The following is a 15745-nucleotide window of genomic DNA, read 5'->3' as shown; positions in this document are numbered from 1 at the left end:
TGCGGCTGCGGATTCCAGGCCTGTACGGCCTGTTGCTGCTCTAATGGGCTGCCACCTTGCAGGCTGCCCAATAGCGTTTCGCCAACCGCCACCGACAACTGCTGCAACACGCGAGCGAAATGCGCGCTGACCTGCTCGATAGCATCAGCGTCCAGATGCTCGCGCTGATAATGGAAATGCACCGACAGCGATTCCCCCAGGCTGACCGCCAGGGTCAGGGGGTAGTTACCCTGCTCGCGGCTGCGTACTTCACCGAAGCGCAGCCCTTGGGGTGCGCCCTGTTGCAGCGCTTCGGCCACCGGGTAGTTTTCAAACACCAGCAGGTTATCGAACAGCGCTTCACCGCCCTGTCCTGCCCAGCGTTGAATGTCCGCCAGCGGCGTATGTTCGTGCTCCCGCAATGCGAGATTGCGCGATTGCAGGTCGACCAGCCAGGCGCCCAACGCCTGTTCCGGTGTAGCCGAAACAATCACCGGCAGCGTGTTGATGAACAGACCGATCTGCTGTTCGATGCCAGCAATCTCTGCCGGACGCCCCGCCACCGTGGCACCGAACGCCAGGGTGTGTTGCCCGGTAAAGCGTTGCAGAGTCAGCAACCACGCGGCTTGCAACAGCGTGTTCAGGGTGACTTTGCTCTGCCGCGCAGCGTCGCCCAGTGCACGGGTTTGCGCAGCGTCGAGACGCAGGTAGTAGTCGGCGAAGCCGCTGCTTGTCGCGGCCGATTGCAGCGCCTCGGCCAACAAAGTCGGCGCGGCGAGATCGGCGGTTTGTGCCGCCCAGAACGCCTGATCCGCCGCCACATCCTGACGTTGCAACCAGCCGATGTAATCGCGATAACGACCGGTGTGTGCTGGTGCTGGCTGACCGGCGTACTGCTGTAAAACTTCACCGATCAACTGCGAGCTGCTCCAGCCATCCATCAGGATGTGGTGGCTGGTGTAGATCAGGTGATGGCGCTGCTCGGCAGTGCGCACGAGCGTCAGACGCAGCAACGGTGCCTTGCCCAGATCAAACCCGGCCATGCGATCACTCTCGGCCAGCGCCAGCAATGCCTGCTCCGGCGCAACGCGCTCACGCCAGTCGAGGACCTGAAACGGCAACTCGACGCGTTTGAAAACGACCTGTAGCGGCTGCTCCAGCGTGCCTTGCCACAGGAACGCGCTGCGCAGAATGTCATGCCGTTCAACGACGGCTTGCCACGCTTTACGGAAGCGCTCGGGATCAAGGTTCTCGACGTCCACACACATCTGGTTGACGTACGCGCCCCGCTGCGTTTGCTCGTAAAGGCTGTGAAACAGCATGCCTTGCTGCATCGGTGCCAGTGGATACAGGTCCTGAACGTCAGCGGCCAGCAGCGGCAAGGCGTCCAGTTGTGCCTGATTGATAGTGGCCAGCGGGAAGTCAGACGGTGTGAAGCCACCGGCCTGGGCGTCCAGGCAATGAGCGATCAACGCCTGCAGTTCATCGCCCAATTGGTCAGCAAGGTGCTGCACGGTGGCTTCATCGAACATTTCCCGACTGAAGGTCCAGCCCAGTTTCAGTTCGCCGCCGAATACCTGGCCATTGATGCTCAGCCAGTTACCCAGCGGCGCATCCGCGCTTTGCTCGGCACCAGCAGTTTCCTTGGCCGGGACCAGCAATGCCTGCTCATCGTCGAAACTGGCGTCGAACTGACCAAGGTAGTTGAAGGTGATCCGCGGCGTCGGCAATGCAGCCATGGCGGCCTGGGTCGCGCCGTCGCCCAGATAACGCAGCGCGCCGAACCCCACGCCTTTGTTGGGGATTGATCGCAACTGCTCCTTGATACGTTTGATGGCTGCCCCGGTTTCGCCATGAGCGCTGAGGCTGACCGAATAAAGGCTGGTAAACCAGCCCACGGTGCGGGTCAGATCGATCTGTTCAAACAGCTCTTCGCGACCGTGGCCTTCCAGTTGCACCAGTACATCGTCGCGGCCGCTCCAGCGTGCAATCACACGGGCCAGGGCGGTCAACAGCAAGTCGTTGACCTGAGTGCGATATGCCGTTGGCGCCTGTTGCAACAACTGTCGCGTAGCGTTGGCATCCAGCCGTGTATGAACGGTCTGCGCCAGGCGGTTATTCAAGGCGCCGTTGGGGCGTTCGCAAGGAATGTCGCCGTTGATGCCGGACAGCCGTTGCTGCCAGCCTGCCAGTTCTGCAACCAGCTCATCGCCCCGGGCCCAGCGCTGCAACTGCTCGCCCCAAGCCTTGCACGACGAAGTTTTCGCGGGCAAATCCAATGGCTTTTCGGCCAGCAATTGTTGATACGCCCGTTGCAGATCGTCGAACAGAATCCGCCACGACACGCCGTCCACCACCAGGTGATGGACCACCAGTAATAGACGCTGGCTGCCATCCGGCAGGTCCGCCAGCACTGCCCTCAACAACGGACCGTTTTGCAGATTGAGGCTACGCTGGGCTTCTTCGAACAACGGTTCAAGTTCGAAGGCACCGTTCAGAGTGACCTGCCACAGCAGACTCAACGCGGCATCAGCATCGCCAGCCAACGGTTCGGCAAATACCGCCCGGCCTTGCCCGGCCTCCGGGAATACCAGACGCAGCGCGTCGTGATGATTGACCATTGCCAGTAACGCGGCACGCAACACCCGCGCATTCAAGGGCTGACGTGGCTCCAGTACCACCGACTGGTTCCAGTGCTGACGCTCGGGGATCGGTTGAGTAAAGAACCATTGCTGAATTGGCAGCAACGGCGTTTCGCCGATCACAGGACCTTGATCAATCTGCTGCGTCGGCGCACCACGCCGGGCCACAGTGGCCAGCGCCTGAACGGTCTGGTGCAGAAACAAGTCTTTCGGGGTAAAGGCGATATCAGCCAGGCGCGCACGGCTGACCACTTGAATCGAGATGATCGAGTCGCCGCCCAACTCGAAGAAATTATCGGTGACACCGACTTGTTCAAGCTTGAGTACGTCTTGCCAGATCGCCGCGATATCACTTTCCAGCGTGTTGCGCGGGGCGACGTAATGCTGCTGCAAGAGGCTGGTGTCCGGCAGAGGCAAGGCCTTGCGATCCAGCTTGCCATTGGGTGTCAGGGGCATGCGCTCAAGGAACAACACATGCGCGGGCACCATGTAGTCAGGCAGCTCGGCCTTGAGTTGCGCTTTGAGACTTTCACGCAGATCGAGCTGCACTTGAGGATCGGTCAGAACATCCAGCGCATCAGGCACGATGTAGCCGACCAGTTGCTGCCCGCTCAGCCCTTGCTGCGCGACAGCCACCGCATCGCGTACGCCATCCAGCGCCAGCAGACGGGCTTCGACTTCGCCCAGCTCGATACGGAAACCACGAATCTTTACCTGGCGGTCAAGGCGACCCAGGTAATCGAACGTGCCGTCAGCACGCTGGCTGACCAAATCGCCGGTGCGATACAGGCGCCCGCCTTTGGCACTGAACGGATCCGCGACAAAACGCTCGGCGGTCATGCCCGGACGGTTCAGGTAACCGCGAGCCAGACCCAACCCGCCCAGGTACAACTCACCAGCGACACCCAGCGGCAACAGGTTCAAATCAGCGTCCAGCACATAAGCGCTGCGCTCGCCGATGCGGCTGCCAATCGGGGCATAAGCAGCACCGCAATGATCGTCCGCACCCGCCTTCCAGATCAGCGGCGTGACCACGGTTTCAGTCGGGCCATAACCGTTGATGATGTACTGCGGCTTGAGCGCGCGCTTGGCCAGCTCGAAACTGGCCTGCGGCACTGCATCGCCACCAAAGCAATAAATCCGCACCGGCGGCGGGTTGCCGTGGCGCTCGGCATGTTCAGCCAGTTGTTGCAGGTACACCGGCGGGAACGCCACCACGGTCACGCCATGCTCATGCATGGCCTGATACGTTTGCTCAGGCGTCCACAGCTCTGCATCACGGATCAACAGACGACCGCCATGGGTCAACGCAGTCAGCCAGCGCTCGTGGGCACCGTCGAAGGCAAACGACATGAAATGCAGTTCGCAATCGTCAGCCGTCATCTCGTAACGCTCGCCGATGGCCCGGCAATGCATCGCCATCGGACCGTGAGCAACTGCAACACCTTTGGGCTGGCCGGTCGAACCGGAGGTGTAAATGACGTAAGCCAGATGATCGGGCAGCAACGCCACAGACGGATCGGTATCGGGCTGCGCACGGGCGTCTAGTTGATCGACTTCCAGCACCGGCAGATCGTCAGGAATCGGCAAGCGCCGACGCAACACCGAATCACTCAACAGCAACGCCATGCGGCTGTCGCGCATCAGGTACGCCAGACGCTCCTGCGGGTATTCAGGGTCCAGCGGCGCATAAGCGCCACCGGCCTTGAGCACGGCCAACAGCGCCACGACGATCTCCAGACCGCGCTCCAGCGCAATACCGACGATCACGTCAGGGCCGACACCGTCCGCGATCAGTCGATGCGCGAGGCGATTGGCCTGTTGGTTGAGTTCGGCAAAGCTCAACGTCTGCTTGCCGAAAATCAGCGCGGTGGCGTCCGGCGTTTGCTGAGCCAACTGCTCGATGCGCTGATGCACCAGCAGCCCGGCGGCATGCTTGTCGTTGAGGCCGTTGCGCTCCAGCAGCAGATGATCCAGTTCACGCTGGCCGAGCATCGGCAGCGCGCCAATGTGCTGCTGCGGATCGGCGACGATGCCGTGCAGCAGGTTCAGCCAATGCTCGCTCATGCGCTGCACGGTCGTGGCGTCGAACAGGTCGGTGGCGTAAGTCAGCGAGGCCCATAGGCCCTCGGCGCTTTCCACCGTGTCCAGTGTCAGGTCGAACGAAGCGTTGTGGCTGTCCCACACCAGACCTTCGATGCTCAGGCCGGGCAATCGCGTCGCACGCTGACCGCGGCCATGCTGGTCATCGCTCTGGTGGTTGTACATCACCTGAAACAGCGGGCTGTGGCTAAGGCTGCGTTCTGGATGCAGTGCTTCGACCAATTGTTCGAAAGGCAAATCCTGATGCGCCTGCGCGCCCAATGCAGTCTGTTTGACCTGTTGCAGCAGTTCGCTGAAACGCTGGGTAGCATCGAGTTCCGCACGCAGCACCTGAGTGTTGACGAAGAAGCCGATCAAGCCGTTGGTTTCAACCCGGTTACGGTTAGCGGTAGGCACACCGACGCGGATGTCACGCTGCCCGCTGTGGCGATGCAGCAGGACCTGAAACGAGGCCAGCAACAGCATGAAAGGCGTGACGCCTTGCGCGTGCGCAAGGGCCTTGAGCTGACGACTCAGTTCAGCGTCCAGCGGCAGGTCCAGTCGCGCACCACGATGACTTTGCGCCGCCGGACGCGGACGATCAGTGGGCAGTTCCAGCACCGGTTGATCGTTACCCAGTTGCCCGGTCCAGTACGCCAGTTGCTGAGCCTTGCCGCCCGCCTCCATCCAGTGCCGCTGCCAGATCGCATAGTCGGCGTACTGAATCGGCAGCGCGGGCAGTTCAACCGGTTGCTGCTGGCTGAAACCCACGTAAAGCTGCACCAGCTCATCAACCATGACCTGCATGGACCAACCATCGGAGACGATGTGATGCTGGACCATCACCAGCACATGGTCATTGGCAGCCAATTGCAACAGCGTGACGCGCAGCAAAGGCCCCTCGGCCAGATCAAAGGTCAGCCGTGTTTGTGCTTCAACGAATGCCTGGATCAGCGCGTCACGCTCGTGCGCGGCATGGCCTGGCAACGTTTCCCGTGCCAGCGTCAACCGGCCTTGGGCGTGGATGACCTGATGCGGGCGTTCGCCATCGAGGGCAAAGGTCGTGCGCAAGGTGTCGTGGCGTGCAACCAGCGCGTTGAAAGCCTGCTCAAGCGCGTCGATGTCCAGCTCGCCCTGCAAACGCAGCGCCGTCGGCATGTGGTAGGCGCTGCTGTCCGGCTCCAGTTGCCAGAGGAACCACTGACGCTCCTGCGCGTAGGACAAGGGCAGCACATCCAGCTCTGAACGAACTTCGGGGATCGGCAGGTTGGCGGGCGACACTCGCTGTTCGAGCATTTTTTCCAGATAGGCTTGGCGCTTATCCAGTGGCAGCAGGATGAAACGACGGGCGATACGTGCAGCTGCGGCCTGATCCATCATGCCTCCTCCATTTCGTCGAGCAAGGCTTCAAGACCGTCGAGGGTCGAGGCCTCCACTGCGCCACCAAGGGCTTCCAGCTGTGTGGCGAAATCACCCAGAACAGGGAATTGGAACATCAGTTGCACAGTCGCTTTCATACCAAGCTCGAGTTGAATGCGTGAGACCGTGCTCACGACCAGTAAGGAGTGGCCGCCCAGCTCGAAGAAGTTATCGGTACGACCGATCCTCTCCAGCTTGAGCACGTCTTGCCAGAGCGCGGCGATGCGCTGCTCCAGCTCGGTACGCGGTGCGGTCCAGGTGTTTTGCAATTGGCTGAAATCAGCGGCGGGCAGCGCTTTGCGGTCCAGCTTGCCACTGGGGCTCAGCGGCAAACGCTCCAGCAGCATCAGGTGCGCCGGGATCATGTAATCAGGCAGGCTGCGCTTGAGCTGCGCCTTGAGCCGGTCGCGCAATGCCTGGGCTTCGTATTCGCCTTCCGGCACGACGTAAGCCACCAGTTGCTGACCGCCCACGCCATCGACCGCCAGCACCAGCGCTTCGCGGACCTCATCCTGCTCCAGCAAACGAGCTTCGATCTCGCCCAGTTCGATACGGAAGCCACGGATCTTCACCTGATGATCAACACGCCCGACATACTCGATGACTCCGTCGACGCGATAGCGAGCCAGGTCTCCAGTGCGATACAGCCGACCACCCTGCCCGTCGAACGGATCGGGGATGAAGCGCTCAGCGGTCAGATCAGGGCGATTGAAATAGCCGCGAGCAAGCAGGCTGCCACCAATGAACAACTCCCCCACCGACCCGATCGGGACCGGTTGAGCGTTTTCGTCGAGCAGATAGATACTTCGCCCTGACAGTGGCTTGCCAATCGGCATCATCAGCGGCAGCGCTTGCTTGCCACTGACGTAGGCCTCGCAGTCAATGGTGGTGGCGGTCACGGTTGCCTCGGTCGGTCCGTAGGTGTTGAGCAGTGTCACGTGCTCCAGACCGGCGTCGCGCCAGACCTGAATACCTTCCGGCGGCATCGCCTCGCCACCGGTATGCATCTGCCGCAATGCGCCGTAATCCTTGATGCCCTTGGCAGCAAAATCACGGATCAGCAGGTGCCAGTAGGAGGTTGTCAGCCCCACCACGCTGATCCGCTGATCGATCAGGTGACGATGGAAAGTTTCGCTGTCCCACAAGTCCGGGCCGCGCAGCACCACGGCTGCACCGCAGGTCAACGCAGGGAAAAGCTGCTCGACGAAGGTGTCGAAGTTGAACGTCGAGAACTGCAGGATCCGGTCGGCAGCAGTCAGGTTGTAGAACCCCAGGGAAACCCGTGTATGCCCGCTCAGCGCCGACTGATCGATACCCACACCTTTGGGGCGACCGGTAGAGCCGGAGGTGAACATCACATACGCCAGATTGTGATCGTGCAGCCTGTTCGGCAGGTTGGCCGTCGGATGTCCGTTCCATTGCTCGGCGTTATCCAGGCACAGGCAGGCAATGCCTTCAGGGATCAACAGGCTGTCGAGCAATGACGTCTGGGTCAGCAACAACCGCAGACCGCTGTCCTGCATCATCTGGTACAGCCTTTCCTGCGGGTATTGCGGGTCCAGTGGTACGTAAGCGCCACCGGCCTTGAGCACGGCAAACACGGCGATGACCATGTCCATGCAACGTTCGGTGGCGATCCCTACCAGACTTTCCGGACCGACACCCGACTCCCGCAACGCATGGGCCATTTGATTGGCCCTGGCGTTGAGCTGGCTGTAACTCAGTTGACGATCATCGTGGACCAACGCAACAGCGTCTGGCGTCAGGCTGACCTGATGCTCGAACGCTTGATGCACGCAGGCAAAATCAATCGGGCAGTCTTCAACGAGGTTCCAGTCGCGCACCACTTGCTGCTGCTCGGCCGCACCGATCATCGACAGTTCGCCGATGCGTTGGCCGGGCTCGGCAACGATGGCGGCCAGCAGGTTCTGCCAGTAATCGCCAAGACGCTGCACGGTCTGCGCGTCAAACAAGTCGGACGCGTAAGTCAGGGTGGCCTTGAGGCCGGCTTCGGTTTCAAAGGTGGCGAGCGACAGGTCGAACTGCGCACTATCGTTCTCGACACCCAGGTTCTCAATGCTCAGACCGGGCAGATCCAGATTGCGCAGTACGCTGTCGTCAACCCGGTTCTGGTGATTAAACATGACCTGGAATAACGGGTTCTGGCTGAGGCTGCGCTCCGGTTGCAAAGCCTCGACCAGTTGCTCGAACGGCAGGTCCTGATACGCCTGGGCGTCCAGCGAGGTACGGCGCACCTGTTGCAGCAACGTATCGAAGCCCTGCTGACCGTCCACCTCGGCGCGCAGCACCTGAGTGTTGACGAAGAAGCCGATCAGTTCTTCGGTTTCGACCCGGTGACGGTTAGCGACTGGCACGCCGACGCGAATATCTCGCTGGCCGCTGTAACGTTGCAGCAGGACCTGGAACGACGCCAGCAGCAACATGAACAACGTGACGTTCTGCTGCCCGGCCAACACCTGCAGGGCTTCACTCAGCTCGACCGGCAGACGCATTTCGACCCGGCCGCCACGGAAGCTCTGAATCGCCGGGCGCGGCCGATCAAGCGGCAACTCCAGTACCGAATCACCGCCACTCAATTGCTCCTGCCAGTAAGCGAGTTGGCGCTCGCGCTCGCCTTCCGCGAACCACTGACGCTGCCACAGGGCATAGTCGGCGTATTGCACCGGCAACGCTGGCAACGCCAACTGCTGGCCGGCGATCAGCGCGCCGTAGCCCCGCAGCCATTCTTCAATCAGTAACGTCAGCGACCAGGCATCGGAAACGATGTGGTGCTGCACCAGCGTCAACACGTGGTCGTCGTCGGCCAGACGCAGCAGCGCCAGACGCAGTAATGGATCGCGTTCAAGATTGAACGGCTGACGGGTCTGCTCGGCAATGAACGCCCGAACATCGGTATCAACGCTGGCATTCTGCACGGCGATGGACAGCTTCAACTCAGCGAGTATCTGCTGACGCGGCTCACCACTCTCTTGAACAAGTCCCTGAACAAAGCGGGTGCGCAGGCTTTCATGGCGGGCAATCACTGCGTTCAGGCTGCTTTCCAGTGCCGCCAGGTCCAGTGGTCCTCGCAAGCGCAGGGACATGGGAATGTGATACGCAGCGCTGGTCGGCTCCAGTTGCCAGAGGAACCACAAACGTTCCTGAGCAAACGAAAGCGGTGCTAAATCACCACGGGCGAACGGCTGCAATGCAGGCACACGGCGCACATTCAGCTCGCTCAGTGCCTGAGTGAAACCGCCCAGCGTGCTGTGCTCGAAGAGGATATCCAGCGGCACTTCAAGACCCAGCGCCTCGGCGGTGCGAGCGACCATCTGGGTCGCCAGCAACGAGTGACCACCGAGTTCGAAAAAGTGGTCGTTGAGGCCCACTTGCTCCAGACGCAGCACTTCGCTCCAGATATCCGCGACCTGACGTTGCAAATCGGTTTCTGGTGCCTGCCAATCCTGATCACTGGATACCGCTGGCGCAGGCAACGCCTTGCGGTCGAGCTTGCCGTTGGGGCTGAGGGGCATGTGATCCAGCAACACAAACTGGTTAGGCACCATGTAGCCCGGCAATGCTTGCTTGAGCTCATCCTTGATCAGCGTTGTGTCAGACCCGCCCGCCTCCAGCACCAGATAAGCCACCAACTGCTGGCCCTGATCATTGCTGTGCACAACCACCGCAGCGTCCCGGACTGAAGCCTGCTCCAACAGTCGCGCTTCGATTTCACCCAGTTCGATGCGCTGTCCGCGAATCTTCACCTGATGGTCGAGGCGACCCAGGTATTCGATAACGCCGTCAGCGCGATAACGCGCCAGATCGCCGGTGCGATAAAGGCGCTCGCCATCGCCAAACGGGCTGACCACAAAACGCTCGGCAGTCAGCGCCGGACGTCGGTGATAGCCACGGGCAAGGCCTGCACCGCCCAGATACAACTCACCGGCAACGCCCGGCAATACCGGTTGCAGCGCCTGATCAAGAATCCAGGTCTGCAGGTTGGCGATGGGTTCACCAATCGGCACGCTGTCCAGCCCTTCGTCGCGGCAGGTCCAGTGGGTCACGTCGATGGCCGCTTCGGTCGGGCCATACAGGTTGTAGAGCCCGGCATGAGGCAGTCGGGCAAAGACTTGATTCTGCGCATCGACCGGCAGCGCTTCACCGCTGCAAATGATCCTTCGCAGGCTGGTGCAGCGTTGATGCGGCAGCGACTGGAGGAAAACCTGCAGCATGGAAGGCACGAAATGCAGGGTGGTGACGCCATGTTCTTCGATCAGGTGCACCAGTTTCGCCGGATCGCGATGATCACCGGGTTGGGCCACGACCAGTTGCGCACCGGTCATCAATGGCCAGAAGAACTCCCACACCGACACGTCGAAACTGAACGGCGTTTTTTGCAGCACCGTGTCACGCGCGGACAGGCCATACGCCTGCTGCATCCACTGCAAGCGATTGGTCAGCGCGCTGTGTCGATTGCCAGCACCTTTGGGCTTGCCGGTAGAACCCGAGGTGTAGATGACGTAGGCCAGATTCTCGCCATCCAGATCAATCGGCGGATTGCGGTCATCGCCAGACTCGCCGTCGTTCAAGGGTGTCTGTAAAACCAGCGTTTTAACGGACTCAGGCAACTGGCCTTCGAACTCGGGCTGGACCAGCAGCAGTTCGATGCCGCTGTCCTCGATCATGTAAGTCTGCCGCTCTTGCGGGTACTCCGGATCAATCGGCACATAAGCGCCACCGGCCTTGAGCACCGCCAGCAACGCAACAACCATTTCGACTGAACGCAAGGCCGCAACACCGACCAGCACGTCCGGCCCGACACCCAGTTCAATCAGCTGTCGAGCAAGACGGTTGGCCGTGCGATTGAGCTGGCGATAGGTCAGCGACTCAGCGCCAAACACCAGCGCCACCGCGTCAGGCGTACGCTCGACCCGCGCTTCGATCAGGCGCTGCACGCAGACCTCATCGGCATAGCGAACATCGGTGGCATTCCAGCGCTCGGCACGCTCGACATCGTGGCTGGACAGCATCGGCAGATCACCCAGCGCGCGCTGATCGTTGTCGATCATGGCTTGCAGCAAACGCTGCCAGTGAGCGGCCAGCCCTTCAACGGTGGCGGTCTCGAACAACTCGGCGGCGAACACCAGCGCGACGTCGATGCCTTGCGCTGTTTCCAGGGTTTCCAGGGCCAGATCGAACTGCGCGGCCGCACCCGGCAGCGGCATTTCCTCGGCGCGCAGGCCGGGCAAGCTTGCCCCCGTTGCGGTACCGCCCAGGGTGCTCAAGTGGTTGTACATCACCTGGAACAGCGGGTTGTAGTTGAGTGCCCGATCCGGGTTGAGTGCTTCTACCAGCTTTTCGAACGGCAAGTCCTGATGGGCCTGAGCCGAGAGCGTGCTGTCCTTAACCTGGTCCAGCCATTGCTGCACAGAAACCCGCACATCCGGCTGCAAACGAATCACCAGTGTGTTGACGAAGAAGCCGACCACCGCCTCAAGCTCTTCGGCATTGCGGTTGTTCACCGGCACGCCGATGCGCAGGTCCGACTGGCCGGAGTAACGCTGCAAGACCAGCGCAAAAGCACCGAGGAACAGTTGGAACAAGGTCACGCCGTTGCGCTGAGCCAACGCCCGAACACCACTTTCCAGCAGGCTCGGCAAGCGCAACGCCACCCGGCCACCGCGATAACTGCGGGTGGCAGGACGCGGGTGATCCAGCGGCAGCGCCAACAATTCATGTTCGTGGCCCAGACGTGCTGTCCAGTAATCCAGCTGGCGTTGCAGTTCGCCCTGCTCCAGCCAGTCATGCTGCCAACGCGCATAATCGGCGTACTGCACCGGCAACGCCGTCAACGCGGGCTCGCGCAGCTCGGCAAACGCTTGGTAGAACTCGACAAACTCGTGCACCAGCAGGCCCATGGACCAACCGTCCGAGGTGATGTGGTGCAGGGTCATCACCAATACCGATTGCTGCTCGGCAGTGGCGAGCAGTTTGACCCGCAACAGCGGGCCGTTAGCCAGATCGAACAGGCGCTGGGTTTCCTCGTGGATGGCTTGCTCAATGGCAACGTCATCTGCGCCCAAGAGGGTTTGCAGCTCAAACTGCACGGAGGTAGCTGGCTGAACCTGCTGATACAGCACGCCGTCCTGTTCGATAAAGGTGGTGCGCAGGGATTCATGGCGAGCGAGCAACGCGTCGAAACTGCGCTGCAACGCTTGAAGGTTCAGATCGCCGCTCAGCTTCACCACCAGCGGCGTGTGATACGCCGTACTGGTAGGCTGCATGGTCCAGAACAGCCATTGACGCTGCTGGGCAAACGACGCTCGCAATGGTTGACTGCGATCAGCGGGGAGCAATGCGTGGGTTTGAGTCTGCGGCGCCAGTTGATCGACCACGGCGGCCAGTTGCTCAAGGTTTTCTGTGTCGAACAGCGCCCGCAGTTGCAGGTCAACGCCGAACTGGCGACGGACTCGAGAGACGATCTGCACGGCCAGCAACGAATGGCCGCCAAGAGTGAAGAAGTTGTCCTGCAAACCGACTTCATCGACCTTCAGCACCTCGGCCCAGATCGCGGCAAGGCGAATCTGGCTGTCGGTCTGCGGCGCGACATGAACCTGCGTCTCGCTGGCGCGCTCAGGCAGCGGCAAGGCGCGGCTGTCCAGCTTGCCGTTAGCGGTGAGTGGCAGTCGTTCCAGAGTCATGAATTGCGCGGGCAACATGTAATCCGGAAGGCGTTCGGCCAGATATGCCTGTACCGCTTCCAGCGAACCCGGTACCGACCAGACCAGCCAGGCCACAATGCGACGGCTGCTCTGCTCGCCTACCACTTGCACGGCCGCGTCCTTGATCAATGGATGGCTGCGCAACGCGGCGAGCACATCGCCCAGATCAATGCGGAAACCGCGAATCTTCACCTGATGATCGACCCGTCCGATAAACACCAGACTGCCGTCGACTTGCTGGCGTACCCGGTCACCGGTGCGATACAGACGAGCACCCGGCGCACCGAAGGGATCCGGCACAAAACGCTCAGCGGTCATGGCTGACTGCCCGAGATAGCCCCGAGCCAACTGAGCACCGCCGATGTACAACTCGCCGTCGCTGCCCAGCGGTTTCAGTTGCAAGGCGCTGTCCAGCACGTACGCCTGAACGTTGGGCAGCGGGCGGCCCAGAGCAATCGAGCGCGGGCCTTCAACAGCCTGAGTGAGCACGCCGACGGTGGTTTCGGTCGGGCCGTAGTGGTTGACGATTCGGCACGTGCCCAGCGCTTTTACCTTATCGATCAGCGCTGGCGAACTGGCTTCGCCGCCCAAAACCAGACAGGTCTGCGGCAACACATTTTCTGGCGAATCACCGCTGAGCAGTGCTTCGAGATGAGACGGTACGATCTTCAATACATCGATGGCGTGCTGGCTCAGGTAAGCACCGAAACGCTGGGGATCAAGGGCCACGTCAGCTTCGATCACATGCAATTCACGCCCCGAACACAGCGCCGCGAACAGCACCGTATGGCCGAGGTCGGCGGCCAGCGTGGAAACGATGGCCATGCTGCGGGCCTGCTCGATTGGCAGCGTTTGCATGATGCCCTGCACATAGTTGAGCAACGCGCCGTGGCTGACGGCGACGCCTTTGGATTTGCCGGTCGAGCCGGAGGTGTAAATCACGTAGGCCAGTTGCTGCGGATCGAGGGTCACCTGTGGCGCTTGATCGCTCTCGCCTCGCGCCACGCGCTCAAGCGCCAGTACGTTTACGTTCTCGCTCACCGGCAGCGAGGTCTGCTCCGGGCTGAGCAACAGCGTCACGCCACTGTCCGCAATCATGTCAGTCAGGCGGCGCGGCGGCAGCTCCGGGTCAAACGGCACATACGCCGCACCCGCTTTCCAGATGGCGAGCAACGCGACCAGGGTGTCCAGCGAACGCTCGGCCACCAGGCCTACCCGGCTCTCAGTGCCAACGCCCTCGGCAATAAGTCTTGCCGCAAGGTGATTGGCGCGACGCTCCAGTTGTTTGTAGCTCAGTTGCTGCCCTGCAAAAACCAGCGCTGTCGCATCCGGCGTATTCAGGGTGTGGGCGTTGATCAGCGAGAGCACGCTGTCGCTGACCGGAAAATCCTGTGCCGTTTGGTTCCAGTCAGCGCATTGCAGCGTGCGTTCAGCGTCGTCGAGTAATGGCAGATCGCCGAGCAGCGCCTGCGGGTCGCGGACCATCGCTCGCAGCAGGTTCAGCCAGTGACGAGCCATGCGCTCTACGGTCTGCGCTTCAAACAATTCGCTGGCATAGGTCAAAGAGGCAAACAGCTTGCCGCCGCGCTCGTGAGTGGTGAGGGTCAAGTCGAATGGCGTGGTCCGTCCTTGCCACTCTAGCGGGCTCAGCTCCAGGCCATCGCCGACTTTCAGCACTTCGATATCCGCGACGTTCGGCAGGTGGTTGTACATCACCTGAAACAGCGGGTTATGGCTGAGGCTGCGCTCAAGCTTGAGCGCATCCACCAAGCGCTCGAACGGCAAGTCCTGATGGGATTGCGCGCCAAGCGCGGCTTCCTTCACGGAGGCTAGCAACTGGTCGACGCGGGTCTGGCTGTCCAGTTGCGTGCGCAGCACCTGAGTGTTGACGAAAAAGCCGATCAGCCCTTCGATGTCGCTGCGATTGCGATTGGCGACGGGCACGCCGACGCGCAGATCGGTCTGCCCGCTGTAACGGTGCAACAGCACGTTGAACGCACCCAACAGCAACATGAACAACGTGACGTTCTGCTGCCGGGCCAGCTCGCGCAGTTCGCCTGCCAGCGTTTCATCTATCGCAAAGTCATGCCGCAAGCCGCGATGATCCGGCCGCGCTGGACGCGGGTGATCAGTGGCCAGTTCCAGCGGCGGATGCTCATCGCCTAACTGCTTGAGCCAGTAGCCCAGCTGGCGATCCTGCTCCCCCGCTTCCAGCCAGCGCTGTTGCCACAGGGCGTAATCGCTGTACTGGATCGGCAGCGGTTCAAACTGTGCGATCTGACCTGTGTTGTGGGCTTCGTAAAAACGCACGAACTCATCGATCAGTACATTCATCGACCAGCCGTCGGAAACAATGTGGTGCAGGGTCAGCAACAGCACGTGGTGCTGTTCTTCAAGCTGGATCAGCGTAACGCGCAACAGCGGCCCGTTGGCCAGATCGAACGGTTCGCGAGACTGCCGCTCGGCTTCCTCCGCAACTCGGGATTCTTGCTCTTGGAACTTCAGGTCACGCCAATCCTTGTGGATGACCTGAAATGGCGTGGTTGCGGAAACCAGCTGCACGCCATCGTCCTTTTCGGCGAAAGCGGTCCGCAGGGTTTCATGACGCTCCATAAGGCTGGCGAACGCTTGCTCCAACGCTGTCTTGTTCAGCGCGCCGTTGAGACGCACGGCGCTGGGCAGGTTGTAAGCGCTGCTTTGGGGGTCCAGCTGCCAGAGAAACCACATCCGCTGCTGGGCAAAAGACAGGACTCGGTACTCCTCAGGGTTCACACCCTGAGGAATAGGAAAAAGCGAAAAATCGACACCTTCACGCTGCAATCCCTCAAGGAACAACCGCCGTTTTTGCAGCGGCAGCTCGATAAAGCGGCGGGCGAGTTTCAAGGCGTCTTGTGCATTCAT

2 protein-coding genes (1 of these 2 only partly in view) are annotated in these 15745 nt (G+C 61.1%); both read right to left on the bottom strand.

Going from position 1 to position 15745, the window contains the following annotated elements; all coding sequences use genetic code 11:
- Positions 1-6080, bottom strand: partial view of a non-ribosomal peptide synthase/polyketide synthase gene (locus AUC60_RS28045; protein ID WP_405624279.1) — the start only. 11668 nt of this gene lie to the left of the window's left edge; only the first 6080 of its 17748 coding nucleotides appear in the window; its start codon is at positions 6078-6080; the stop codon falls past the left edge of the window.
- The gene (locus AUC60_RS07230) at positions 6080-15745 is read right to left on the bottom strand and encodes a non-ribosomal peptide synthetase (RefSeq protein ID WP_087265408.1); all 9666 of its coding nucleotides are present in this window, start codon (positions 15743-15745) and stop codon (positions 6080-6082) included. Before AUC60_RS07230 ends, AUC60_RS28045 begins: the two co-directional genes overlap by 1 nt.

The sequence above is a fragment of the Pseudomonas caspiana genome (genome assembly GCF_002158995.1).
Taxonomy (GTDB): domain Bacteria; phylum Pseudomonadota; class Gammaproteobacteria; order Pseudomonadales; family Pseudomonadaceae; genus Aquipseudomonas; species Aquipseudomonas caspiana.
The sequence above is the reverse complement of the archived record's forward strand: the minus strand, read 5'-3'. Positions and strand labels throughout refer to the sequence as shown.

Bases quoted from the DNA above. Each gene is read 5' to 3' on its own strand.
- AUC60_RS07230 (WP_087265408.1), bottom strand. From the start codon at position 15,745: ATGAATGCACAAGACGCCTTGAAACTCGCCCGCCGCTTTATCGAGCTG.